Annotated in this window: 7 protein-coding genes; 2 read left to right on the forward strand and 5 right to left on the reverse strand. The window is 68.9% G+C overall.

Translation table 11 applies throughout. From position 1 onward, the window contains the following. The first annotated feature begins 234 nt into the window (after positions 1-234). Both B5F40_RS15365 and B5F40_RS15370 read left to right on the forward strand, forming a co-directional pair. Positions 235-1,623, forward strand: coding sequence for a helix-turn-helix transcriptional regulator (locus tag B5F40_RS15365; protein ID WP_162611012.1), 1,389 nt, complete (start codon positions 235-237; stop codon positions 1,621-1,623). 370 nt (positions 1,624-1,993) lie between these two features. Beyond that, positions 1,994-4,300: an oxidoreductase gene (locus B5F40_RS15370; protein WP_239443094.1), complete on the forward strand. Its 2,307-nt coding sequence runs from the start codon at positions 1,994-1,996 to the stop codon at positions 4,298-4,300. Between the two features lie 1,141 nt (positions 4,301-5,441). On the opposite strand, the gene B5F40_RS15375 is transcribed toward B5F40_RS15370, so the two are convergent. From B5F40_RS15375 to B5F40_RS15395, 5 genes are all read right to left on the reverse strand, one after another. After that, complete coding sequence (locus B5F40_RS15375) at positions 5,442-6,881, reverse strand: hypothetical protein (protein WP_087195150.1); 1,440 nt, start codon at positions 6,879-6,881, stop codon at positions 5,442-5,444. 1 nt (position 6,882) lies between these two features. Continuing rightward, the gene (gene nagB / locus B5F40_RS15380) at positions 6,883-7,620 is read right to left on the reverse strand and encodes a glucosamine-6-phosphate deaminase (RefSeq protein ID WP_087195151.1); all 738 of its coding nucleotides are present in this window, start codon (positions 7,618-7,620) and stop codon (positions 6,883-6,885) included. 59 nt (positions 7,621-7,679) lie between these two features. Further along, complete coding sequence (locus B5F40_RS15385; protein WP_087195155.1) at positions 7,680-9,857, reverse strand: cytochrome C oxidase Cbb3; 2,178 nt, start codon at positions 9,855-9,857, stop codon at positions 7,680-7,682. 171 nt (positions 9,858-10,028) lie between these two features. Next, the gene (locus B5F40_RS15390; protein ID WP_087195152.1) at positions 10,029-10,655 is read right to left on the reverse strand and encodes an adenylate kinase; all 627 of its coding nucleotides are present in this window, start codon (positions 10,653-10,655) and stop codon (positions 10,029-10,031) included. A 408-nt stretch (positions 10,656-11,063) separates the two neighbouring features. Then, entirely contained in the window at positions 11,064-13,037 is a 1,974-nt protein-coding gene (locus B5F40_RS15395; RefSeq protein ID WP_162611013.1) for an InlB B-repeat-containing protein, read from the reverse strand. Positions 13,038-13,196: the final 159 nt, after the last annotated feature.

Consider the following 13,196-nt stretch of genomic DNA (forward strand, 5'->3'; position numbering starts at 1 on the left):
CCCCCCACGAGCGCCCGCAGGCGACATCCCCAGCCAATGCCCCCGGCAGGAACCCTACAGCCAGCCTCCTCCCCAACCAGCGCACTCCCAGCCAGCGCCCCTCCCACGCGGACCCCTGCCGATGCGCTCCGACGCAGCAGCAAGGACGCTTACTCGCCCTCCTCGCGGACGACGGCGCTTCATCGCCGATTGCGGTATCATTTCAGAGGCCATGCTTCGAAGGGGGCGAAGACAATGGGAGGGAAACGCAAACGACCAAGCGGCTGGACCTCGTTCGGGTTCGTCGTGCTCGTGCTCGTGTACCAGCGGGCGTACAGCTTCTACACCACCATTCCTATGGACTACCAGGCGGCGCTCGGATTCTCGTCGGCGGCGGCGTGGATCGTCCTCGTCGTCCTCGCCCGGCTCGGACGCAAGCGCGTCGAACTCGCCTTCGCCTGCTCGCTCGCGCTGCTGCTGGCGGCATTCGGCACGCAGGAAGCCTACGTGGTCCTATTCGTCCGGGGAATCGAGAGCAGCGCCTTGCTCCTCACGTCCTCGACGCTCTTCTCCTTCGGCTTCGCGCTGTACTGCCTGCTGTGGCTGCTCGTCTTCCAGAAGAAGCCCCTGCGGACCACGCTTATCTGCCTGTCGGGATCCTCCGCCCTCTCCTCGGCGATCGCCTGCCTGCCGCCGCTCGCCCTCGGGCTCTCGTCCTCGGGAAGCGCGGCCGCGTTCGCCATCCGCATCGCCGCAGTGGCCGCGTCGTTTTGGTGCCTCCGCCAGGAGCTGCGCCTCGATCCCGCCGCGCACGAGCCGCACGGCGAGCAACCGGCGCCCGCCCGCGAGGTGTGGAACGCCATCAAGCTGGTCGCCGTCGCCGCGTTCGCCGCGCGATTCGTGCAAGGGCTGCTCGTCATAAACGAAGCCGGCTACCGCGAGTACGGCGCCTACGCCCTCCTCGTCGCCTCGCCGCTCGTGTCCGCGGCGGTCATCGTGCTCGCGCGCAGGCTCGGTTCGCGCTCCGGCCTGGTCGCGTCATTCTATTGGATGCTCGCCACCTGCTCCATCGTCGTGCTGCTCGTGGTGGCCGCCGTGTCAGACAGCTCGATCAGCTTCCTTTGGGTGCTCTTGTTCGCCGTGTACGCGCAGGTCGACGTGGCGTTCATGGGCATCCTCGCCTCCATCCGCCCGGTTTTCGGAGCCCAGCACCTCCCCCTCGTATGCCTTCTGTTTTGCGCAAAGGACCTCCTGTTCGCGCTCGGGCGCGTGCTGCGCGACTTCGTCGACGCCCCCGCAGGGTGCCTGATATGCGTGATCGTGCTGCTGGGCACAGCCGTTTTCGAGTTCGTGGTGTACCTGCTGCAAACCCTCAAGAACTCGCCCGAAAGCGACGAGCCCTCGTCCATCCCCGCGGCGCTCTGCTCTTCCATCGTCTCGCGCTACGACCTCACCCCGCGCGAAGGCGAGGTGCTCTACGCGCTTCTGCAAGGCCGCAGCTACACCAACATCGGGCACCGCCTGTTCATCTCGAAGTCCACCGTGAAGACGCACGCGAACCACATCTACGCCAAGATGGGCGTGGGCACCCGCGACGAGCTCATCGACCTCCTCGATCCTGCGGAGCGAGATCGGACGGCATAGCAACGCCCCCTTCCCGAACAGGGAAAAGGGAAAGCTCAACCCTTTGAGCGATGCGGTGCGCGCGAAATCGAACCTTTGGGCAATGGCCCGCCCCCCTCCCCTGCCCTACGATGAACCCGGATGCGCGGCGCAGCGCGTCGGCGCGCAGGCCGAACGCAGCGAACGGCTGGTCGCCCCGCGATGGCCAAAGACGCGCGGGCGTCCACATGCGGGCCGAACGCTGCGAACGGCTGGTGGCCCTCTGACGGCCCCGGATGCGCGAACATCGGCGCGCAGGCTGTGCGTGGCGAACAGCCGGTTGTCCTGCGACAGCCCCGGATGCGCGGCGCGTCCGCACTCGCAAGGAGAACGACAAGGAAGGGAGAGCAACGTGAGCGCACCAAGAACATCAAGAACACCAAGAACATCAAGCACCTCGAGCACCTCGAGCGCGCCAGGCGCGGGACTGACGCGGAGGGGCTTCCTCGCCGGCGCCGTCGCTGCCGCCGCGAGCGGGCTTTTGGCGGGAGGGGCGCTTTCCGGTTGCGCCCCGCAGCAGAAAAGCGCCTCCGAGCAAGGGGGCTCGAGCGCCGCGAGCGCGGCGGACGAGGCGACCGAGGTGCGGCAAGCGCCGTCGAAGCTCAACCCCCAGGACGAGGGCTTCCGGGAAAACACCACCGACCTCGCCACCCTGTTCTCACCCGTCAAGATCGGCTCGCTGGAGCTCTCCAATCGCATGGTGAAGTCGGCGGCCGGCTCCGACACGCAGGACAACGACGACGAGATCGTCGCCTACTACCGCAGCTTCGCCCAAGGGGGCATCGACCTCGTGTGGATGGAGGACTGCGCCGACAAGTACGAGCATTTCCCCAACGCCCGCTCCCGCGCCATCGACGAGATGCCCTTCAAGCGCATCGTCGACGCCATCCACGAGGAGGGCGCGTACGCGGGCTATCAGATCTCGTGCATGGGCATCGCGTTCAGCGGCACCCAGAAGGACTCGTCGGGGCAGTTCGCCTCGGCCGTGGCGGGCGACCTGACGCGCGAGGAGATAAGCCTCGTCATAGCCGACACGGTGGCCGCCGCCAAACGCTTCAAGGACGCGGGCTTCGACGCCGTCGAGCTCAACGCCGCGGGCAACAACCTCGGGCAGTCGTTCTTCTCGCGCATGCGCAACCACCGCGACGACGAGTACGGCCCGCAGTCGTTCGAGAACCGCTCGCGCCTCGTCTGCGAGATGATCGAGGGCATCAAGCGCGAGTGCGGCGACGACTTCGTCGTGCAGGTGCTCATCAACGGCATCGAGGAGAACGACCAAACGCTCGGCGACAGCTCGCTCATGACCACGGTCGAGGAGAACCTTGAGATAGCGAAGATGCTGGAGGCGGCCGGCGCCGACTCCCTGCACGTGCGCCTGGGGCCCCTGGGCATGCACGTGTGCCAGTTCGCGTCCGACCTGTACTTCACGGGCTACGGCATCGACGGCACCACCGCCTACGGCACGCAGTTCGACTTCTCGCGCCACTGGGAGGGCAAGCTGATCAGCGAGCATTCCGGCTGTGGGATGATGCTCGACGTGGCGCGCGAGTTCAAGGAGGCCGTCTCGATCCCCGTGGGCACCGTCACCTACATGGATCCCGCGCACGCGCCCGACTACTTCGAGGCCGCGCTCAGCGAGGGCAAAGTCGACTTCCTGCTGATGAACCGCCCGCTTACGGTGGATCCGCAGTACCCGACCAAGCTCAAGGAGGGCCGGATCGACGAGATCGCCCCCTGCACGCGCTGCCTGCACTGCCACTTCGATTACGACGAGGACGGCAACACCTACGAGCACTGCCGCGTCAACGCCTGCACGCAGCGCGCTTATCGCGATGCCATGCCCGAAGGGTTCGACCTTCTGCCCGCAAGCAGCCCGAGAAACGTCATGGTGGTCGGCGGCGGCCCCGCCGGCATGGAGGCCGCCCGCATCGCGGCCCTGCGCGGACACGCGGTCACGTTGTACGAGAAGGGCGGCACGGTGGGCGGACTGCTCGATTTCGCCCACGCCGTGAAAGGGCCGCACGAGAACCTGGACGACCTGCGCTCCTACCTTGCGCGCCAGCTCGAAGTCGCCGGTGTGGAGGTGGTCACCGGAAAAGAAGTGGACGCGGCCTTCGTGGCCGAGCAGAAGCCCGACGCGGTGGTCGTGGCCACGGGAGGCTTGCGCGACAAGCTCGGCCTGGCCGAAACGGCCGGCACCAAGGTGGTCGCGCTGCCCGACTTCCTCACCGCCGACATCGGCGACAACGTGACGATCGCCGGATCGAACGCCCAGGCGGTGGATGCCGCGCTTTACCTCATGGCCCAGGGGAAGCACGTGACCATGATCACGCCCGACCCGATGGAACGATTCGACAAGGGGCAGTCGAACTGGGTCAAAACCTTCGTCAAGCCCATGCTCCTCGCTCGAGGCATGCGCGTGTGGCCCAACGCCTCGATCACCTCAGTGGGCGACGGCGAGATCACGTTCACCGGCGAGACGGGCGCGGACATCTCCATCGCGTGCGACACCGTCATCGAGGCGATGGACATGCTGCCGAACACCTCGCTTGCCGACAGCCTTTTCGGAATCGAGGCGCACGTCATCGGCGACGCCGCCAAACCGTGGAACATCGCCGAAGCAATTGCAGCTGGCAATCTGACGGCGCGAGCGCTCTAACGCCGTGACGCGGCCCGCGGCCTGCGCGCCGGCGGCGGCAGGCTGCGGGCCGCGGGTGCGCAAGCGGGCGGCCGCAAGCCGCGGGTGCGCAGGCGGCAGGCGGAGGATCGCGAGCGCGCAGGCGGGCGGCCGCGGGCCGCAGGCGTGCAGGCGGGCGGCCGCGGGCCGCGGGTGCGCAGGCGGGCAGAGGGTGGAGGATCGCGGGCCGCGGGTGCGCAGGGCGCACCGGCGAGGACGGGACGGCGGACGGAGAGCGAGGCGGCAGGCCGCGGGCCGCAGGTGCGCAGGCGGACGGAGGACGCGCAGGCGGCTGGTCGCGGGCCGCAGGTGCGCGGGCAGAGGGCGGAGGATCGCGAGCCGCGGGCGCGCAGGCGGGCGGCCGCGAACCGCAGGCGCGCAGGGCGCACCGGTGAGGACGGGACGGCGGGCGGAGAGCGAGGCAGCTGGCCGCGAGCCGCGGGCGCACAGGAAAGGCGAGGCAGCAAGGGGCTGCGCGCTCCGCCCGGAGCGACGCTGCCGACACGCGCCGGCGGGAGGCAGCGCGCTCTGCCCCGGGACAACGATCCCCGCCTGGAGAAGAGCCTCAGACGCGCCGACAGGGGCAGGACGGCAGGCGGCGGGTCGTGCGCGCGATGAGGGCAGGCAGCGGGCCGCAGTCGCGACGGGGGCAGGAGGCTGCGCGCTCCGCCCGGGGCACCGGACCAACGGGGTCCCTGCACTAGATCGTGGTCAATTTGCACAGAAATCGCCGATCTGAAGCCCCAACGAGGTCAGGGAGGCCCCCTTCCAGCGAACCGAGGCCGATAGTCGACGCATTTGCCCAGGTCGCGAAAATTTGCGCGCGCCCTTGCGGGTCCCGAGGGCTTCAGATCGGCGATTTCTGTGCATTCGGACGCCCGATTTCCGGAGGAAGCGCCTCCCTCGCGCGCCTTTGAAGCGGCCCGCTCATCCCGAAGCTCCGCGCCGCACCCTCCCCCAGCGCCGAGCCCCCGACACCGCACGCCCCCGGCACGGGACGCGCGGTCGAGATCGCGCGCCTCCCGGCGCGCCCGCCCCCTTCGACGCTTCGCGCTCGCTGCCGGAACCGCCCCGCCGAAGCGGCCCCTCTCCGACGAGATCGAGCGCGCCGCCGGGACGTCCCTCAGGAATCGACCGCACCGGGGCAGCCCTTCTCGGGATCGCACGCGCCAAGGGCGGCGCTGTCGGCGTCGCACCCCCCCGATCTGCACGAACTCCATAGGAACGATCCCCTGAGCCGCACGCCCCCTCGACGCGCTCGTCTCGGAAAGCGAAAGGGGCCGCCATCGGCGACCCCTTCGACATGCTGCCCTCTCGCACAGCCCGCGCCAAGCGGCGCCGTACGCCCGCGCACGCGACACGCCAGTCCATCGCACGTCGTGGCACGGCACGCACTCGCAGCTCCCGCGGCGCGCGGCACGCCTGCGCACGCTGCACGCGCCCGCAGCGCCTGCGGCACGCAGCACGGGAGCGGCACGTCCCATGCCGAAGCGCGACACGCGCCCGCACCCGCCGCACGTCGCGGCGCGGCATGCACCCGCGCCCGCAGCACGCCCACGCAAACGGCACGCCGCGCACCTGCGGCCCGCCGCACGTCGCGGCACAGCCCGCGCCAAGCGGCGCCGTACGCCCGCGCACGCGACACGCCAGTCCATCGCACGTCGTGGCACGGCACGCACTCGCAGCTCCCGCGGCGCGCGGCACGCCTGCGCACGCTGCACGCGCCCGCAGCGCCTGCGGCACGCAGCACGGGAGCGGCACGTCCCATGCCGAAGCGCGACACGCGCCCGCAGCCCGCGCGACACGGCATGCACCCGCAGCACCCGCGCGCCCACGCACACGGCACGCTGGCCCGCCACACGCCCGCCGCACGTCGCAACCCGTCGCGGCACGGCACGCGCCCGCAGCGCCCACGCGGCACGCGCCCGCAGCCGCCGCACGCCCACGCACACGGCACGCCGGGCGCCCGCGGCCCGCCGCACGTCGCCGCGCGGCACGCGCCCGCAGCTCCCACGGCACGCAGCACGCCGAGCGCCTGCGGCACGCAGCACGGGAGCGGCACGTCCCATGCCGAAGCGCGACACGCGCCCGCAGCACACTCGCAGCCCTTGCGCGACGGCCCACGTCGCAGCGCCCGCGCGGCACGCCGCGCACCTGCGGCCCGCCGCACGTCGCAACTCGTCACAACACGACACGCACCCACAGCCCGCGGCCACCGCACGCCCACGCACACGGCACGCCGGGTGCCCGCAGCCTGCAGCACCCACGCGACACGCGCCCGCGGCCAGCCGCACGTCGCCGCGCGGCACGCGCCCGCAGCTCCCACGGCACGCAGCACGCCGAGCGCCTGCGGCACGCAGCACGGGAGCGGCACGTCCCATGCCGAAACGCGACACACGCCCGCACCCGCCGCACGTCGCGGCGCGGCATGCACCCGCGCCCGCAGCACGCCCACGCAAACGGCACGCCGCGCACCAGCAGCCCGCCGCACGTCGCGGCCCCCGCAGCGCCCGCAGCACGCGCACGGCACGCGCCCGCGGCCTGCGGCGCAACCCTCCTGCAACCTACGCCATGTCGCGGCACAGCTCGCCTGCGGCCGGATCGACGATGACCACGGCGTCGGGGTGGAACTGCAGGATGGAAGCGGGCACCTCGGGAGTCACCGGACCGAAGAACGCCTTCTTCACGATCTCGGCCTTGTGAGCGCCCTCCACCACCACAAGCACGCTGCGCGCGGCCATGATGGTGCCGATGCCCATGGTGTAGGCCTGGCGCGGCACGTCGTCGATGCTGTCGAACAGGCGGCTGTTGGCCTGGATGGTGCTCTCGGTGAGGTCCACGCAATGGGTGGCCTTGGGGAACGTCTCCTCAGGCTCGTTGAAGCCGATATGACCGTTCGGCCCGAGGCCGAGCAGCTGCAAGTCGATGCCGCCCGCAGCCTCGATGGCCTGCTCGTACGCCGCGCACACGGCGTCGGCATCGGGATTGAACCCCTCGGGCACGTGCGTGCGCTCCTGGTCGATGTCGATGTGGTCGAACAGATGCTTCTTCATGAAGTAGCGGTAGCTCTGGTCGTGCTCGGGCGCGAGACCGCGATACTCGTCCAAATTGAACGTCGTGACGTCGGCGAAGCTGATCTTGCCAGCCTTGCAGTCGGCCACGAGGTCGGCGTACAGGCCGATGGGAGTCGTACCCGTGGCCAGGCCCAACACGCACGATGGATCGGCCTCCACGAACGAGGCGATACGGTCGGCGGCACGGCGGCTCATGTCCTCCGCGCTCTCTGCGATGATGAATTCCATGCTCATCCTTTCGTTTCAAGCCATCGCGCCCACAGGGCGCCCTCAACAACGCAGCCCGGTCAGGTCCAGAACTGCGCGGTTTCCACGATATCCTGGTACGCCCACGAGTAGATGTCGGAGTACCAGCCCGTCTCCGGCACAAAGCAGAGAAGCACGCTGTACAGCACCGATGCCGCGACGAGCACGAGCAGCACCTTCATCAACAGCGTCTGCGCCGCAGAGCCTGAAGAGAGGTTCTCGTTCACGATGAACGCGAGCAGCACCACGGCCGCCAGGAACATGAAGCTGAAGTCGGCGAAGTACCGCTGCAGGATGCCGGCCATCTCCGCATCGGCCAGCGCGACGATCACGCCGCCCAAGATGAGCACGATGATGACGCCCGCGATAGTGCGCGTGGAGCGCTGGCTGATACGCAGCTTCAGGATGCGCCGCGCGAACGGCAGTATCCACAGCACGGGCAGGCACGCGAAGACGCCTCCGAACGTGACCTCCTTGATGGTCTGCCCCATGTAGGTGGTGTCGAACGGCGCCGCCTGCAGAAACGGGAACACCCCCGTCACGCACGGAGGCTGCAAAAAGTACGCGAACAGCGCAGGGGCCAAGCGGCCGACGTTCCACCCGCGCTTCGTCATGTCGTTCACCGTGAGGTTGTAGTTCGCGCCGAAATCAGTGAACGACCCGAAACGCGCGTAGTTGTACCACATGATGAAGGCCGCCACCACGAGGTACGGTGCGACAAGGCAGGCGAATTCTCGCGCGCCGCGCGCCGAGAGCAGCCGCCGCTCGGTGATGTAGGGCCGCCAGAACAGCGGGAAGGCCAGAAGCGACAGCACGAGCAGCTGCGGCCGGCACCCCGCCACAAGCGCCATGCACAGCGATCCTGCCAGATACCACCGTCCCGGCGCCGGCGACGTCCTCCCCTTCATCCAGAAGTACAGCCCCCACACCGAGAACGCGAGCCCCAGCGCGATGGGCAGCGAGTAGAACGTGGGGAATTTGAGCAGGTAGAGCACGCCGCAGCACATGACGAGCGGTATCTGCAAGAGCAGGTACAGCCCCAGGCTCACGCGCTTGAAGTGGTATCGGGCGAAGCGGTCGAGCAACGCCGAGCAGCCCAGCACGAACGCGAGGACGGCCACGAGCACCCCGATGGCCGTCGGGAAGTTCGCCCCGGTCAAAAGATAGAACGGCAGGTAGAACAGCAGCACCGGCACCACGCCAAAGTACACGTAGTAGTGGCCGTCGTGATAGGCCACGTCGAAAAGGTACTCCTCGCCCGTTTCCTTCTGCGCTTCGTCCCGGGCCCCTTTGTCGTAGGGATCGCTCATGTCCTGCAGCCATTGAGGAGGCTCCTCCTCAAGGTAGAGCTGCCCGTGCGCCATCGCCTTCGCCAGCTCGGCGTATTGCTGAGCGTTCTCGCCGCCCACCTCGAACACGTTCACGAGGCTCACACCGTCCCACGAGCCGCTGTTGTAATCCTTCGTCGCCACGCCCACGAGGTTCGATCCCAAGAACAGATACGAGCTGAGCAGGCCCATCTCAAGGGCAACGGCCACGACGATGGCCGCCTTCGAGCGGCGCGGCGCGTCTACGATGCCGATGCGGTAGATGGCAGAGCCTGGCCGAAACGCGAAAGCGAGCGTCAGCAGGCCCAACGCGACGGCAAAGCGCGTCGTGTTGAAGTCGAAGGGATGGTGGGCGTTGAGGCTCAGGCCTACGAGCTTGATGGGGTAGCTCACCTCGTCGCCGACGATGTCGATGCGCAGGTTCTGCACCAACCCGGTCGTGTTGAGGTTGATGTACTCGCTTTGGCTCGACAGCGTGGACACCTCAACATCGGGCACGCCCATCGTGTACTCGGTGGAATCGAAGTAAGTGAGGTGCGCTTCGTCGGTGAAGTGTATCTTCACCGTCAGCTCCTGAGCCGGCTGCTCGTGATCGAAGTCGATGCGGATGTTGTGAACCTCGGTGTTGAGGTCCGAGAACTCGAGCGTGTGGTTAACCGCCGTCAGCTTGTACAACCCGTCCTCGTCCTGCTGCAGCGCGAGCTTGTCGTCGAGGCTGATGGTGTTGTAGCCGGCCGACAGGAAGAAGTTTACATTGAAGAGAAACGCCTCCAGCACAAGCGCGATACCGACCAGCGCAAGCGCGCTCTTCACGAAATGGCGCACCGCGTGGCGATGCGCGCCCATGAAACGCGCGCAGGCGTAGGAGACGTTGTCGCGAACGGTCGGCATTTCTAGCCCCGTCGCCGCGCGGCCGATGCTGCGACGCGCCACCGAGGGGCCGCGATGCGCCCGAACGCCCCTTTCGTGCGCGCCCCTTCGCATGCATCATGCGCTCGGTTGCGCGACCAGACGGCCTTAGGCACCTCGAAGCCCCTCGCTCGCATTGGCGAACCTGTGCGATTACAGGCCGAGGGCCTGCTTGACGTCCTCGTACACCACGTTCGGGTCGCGATCGCCATCGATGGAGACGAGCAGGTCGCAACCGCGGTAGTAGTCGATGAGCGGCGCTGTGGACTTCTCGTACACGTCGAGGCGGTTGCGCACCGTGGCCTCGTTGTCGTCGTCGCGCTGGTACATCTCGCCGCCGCACTTCGGACACGTCGCATCGGAGGCGGATCCGATGTAGTTGCAGTCGCGGCACATGCGGCGCGAGGTGAGGCGCTTGACGATGACCTCGGGGTCCACGTCCACGAGCAGCGCCGCGTCCAGCGGACGGCCCAGCTTGGAGAGCTCGGCATCGAGCGCGACGGCCTGAGCCGACGTGCGCGGGAAGCCGTCGAGGATGAAGCCCTTCTCGGTGTCAGCGTCCTGCAGGCGCTCGGTGACGAGGCCGATGATGACGTCGTCGGGCACGAGGTCGCCGGCATCCATGTAGGACTTGGCTTTCTTGCCCAGTTCGGTTCCCGCCTTCACGGCAGCTCGCAGCATGTCCCCCGTCGAGATGTGCGGCGTGCCGAACTCCTCCACCAGCTTGGCCGCCTGCGTGCCCTTGCCGGCGCCCGGCGCCCCCAACAACACGATGTTCATGAGTGGTTTCCTTTCGACTTACCATCGATGCGCCCTATTGTAGCAAAGCCCATCGCGGCGCATGCGCTTTTCCGGAAAACCCCGTCAAAAGCTCAGCGGTCAGCGAAACCGAAGGGTACGCAGGCGCGGAGACGCGGAAGGAGCGCAGTAAGGCAAACGGCGCAAAGCGCGTTCGCAAGCACAGCGGAAGACCGAGGGGCGCGGCGCTACAGGCCGCTTTCGAGGGACGGAGCTCGCCGAAAACCCGAAGCTGCAGGCGAAGCGCCCTGCCGGCTCGCAGCGGCAGCCCCGTCGGGAAGGGCCACCGGAGCCGCTTTCCCGGCACCCCCGCACGCGCGCGTCCCCGGCACCTCCGTTTCCAGGCGGCGCCGGGGACGTATCGCGCGCGGGCGAGACCCCCTGCCGACCCTAGCGCGCCTTCTTGCGCACCGCGACCACGAGCGCGGCAAGACCCAGCGAAGCCGCAGCGGCCACGGCGGCGAAGGGAACGCCGTCGCCCGTCTTGGCGAGGGCGGGCTCAGAGGGGTCGGGAGCCGGAACCGGCTCCGGGGCCGGGAGGGGCTCCCAGCCCGCGTACAGGACGAGGTCGCCGGTCACCGGGGAGGCGAAGTCGTAGGCGGCCGTGCACGCCTCGTCGGAGAACCAGCCGAGGAACGCGAAGCCCTCGCGCCGCGGGTCCTCGGGGCGGGCGACGGCCCCGCCGTCCTCCACCGAGGCCGTCGCCACCGTCTCGCCCTGCGACACGAACGTCACCGTGCGGGCGACCGGCTCCGGGGCCGGGAGGGGCTCCCAGCCCGCGTACAGGACGAGGTCGCCGGTCACCGGGGAGGCGAAGTCGTAGGCGGCCGTGCACGCCTCGTCGGAGAACCAGCCGAGGAACGCGAAGCCCTCGCGCCGCGGGTCCTCGGGGCGGGCGACGGCCCCGCCGTCCTCCACCGAGGCCGTCGCCACCGTCTCGCCCTGGGACACGAACGTCACCGCGTGGGCGACGGGCCCGGGGACGTCGCCCAGGTCCTCGCCGAAGTAGTAGCGGTTCCCGTCGCTCGCGGCGATGTCCACCCCTTCCCTCCCTGCGGGGATCGTCAGGATGCCGGTTTCCGGATCGTAGAGGGCGGAGTTCTCGGTGATTTGGTCGATAAGGGTTTGCGATATCACCTCGTGCAAATCGACGGTGCGCGACCCGTCGGGCTGCGGATCGCAGAGGCCATCGAGATCGATGGTGATGTTGCCCGTATGCGACGAAACGACATCGCATCCGATGTAGTCCGTCATGCCCGCGCTGATGTACACCCTCTCGCCCTCAACGGCATGGTAGGCTACCTTGAGCTTCTTGTTCTGCCGCAAGTCGAGCACCTTGAGGTCGTTGTCGTTGAACCTCAGTTCTTCAAGATTTTCGCAGTCCCCCACGTCGAGGGACGCGAGGGAGTTGTAGCTGCAGCGCAGCGTCCGGAGGCTGGGGAGGCCGGACGCGTCGAGGGACGCGAGGGAGTTGCTGTCGCAGTACAGCGTCTCGAGGGCGGAGAGGCCGGACAGGCCGAGGGACGCGAGGGAGTTGCCGCTGCAGTACAGCGTCCGGAGGCTGGGGAGGCCGGACGCGTCGAGGGACGCGAGGGAGTTGTTGCTGCACTGCAGATACTCGAGGGCGGAGAGGCCGGACACGTCGAGGGACGCGAGGGAGTTGTGGTTGCAGCGCAGCGTCCGGAGGCTGGGGAGGCCGGACAGGCCGAGGGACGCGAGGGAGTTGTAGCTGCACTGCAGCTTCTGGAGGTTGGAGAACTTCTCAATGCCCTCAAGAGACGCGATCCCCATGTTCCGCACGTCGATGGTCGTCACGCCCAGGCGCTCGTCATCCGAGAGGAACCCGTCTTCGTCCTCGTCGAGCTGCTCCGACACATACGAGCGGAAGGCGCCGTCGGGAAACGTCGCTTCGTCGATGGGGACGCCGGAGGCGGCGGGGACGGCCTCGGGCAACGGGGCGGCCGGCTCCTGCCGCCCGGGAGCCGTCTGCGCTTCGGATCCCTCCGGCGCGGCTCCGTCCTCGGAGGCGGCTTCGGAGCCAGCCCCGGTCCCGACATCGGGCGCGCCAGCCCCGGGGGCTCCGTCCGGCGCGTCCGGAGCGGTTTGCGCGTCTGACGCCCCGGGAACGCGGCCCGCCCCGGCCCCAGCGGCCCCGGCCCCCGCCGCCTCCGCACCCGCCCCGGCAACCTCGGCGGCCTGCGGCAGGAGCACGTCGCTCACCGGCAGCTCGGGCAGCGGCCCTGCGCCCCCGCCCGTCGCCCATGCGACGGCCACGCCGCCAGGCGCTGCGAGCGCCGCCGTCAGCAGCGCCGCCAAGCCCGCAGACAGCGCCCGCGACGCCCTTCCCCCGTTCCTCTTCAGCATAGCTCCTCCTTGCCTTCCATTTCTCTTCGCCGGTCCCGACTTGCCATCCGGGCTGCCTGCCGCATCGAAACGCCCGCCCGCATCCGCCGAAACCCATTCTCTGAAGCTAAACGGCATCATTTTACACACAAATGCCCCCTTGCGGACAAAATCCTACCC

Source organism: Gordonibacter sp. An230 (assembly GCF_002159915.1).
Classification (GTDB): domain Bacteria; phylum Actinomycetota; class Coriobacteriia; order Coriobacteriales; family Eggerthellaceae; genus Rubneribacter.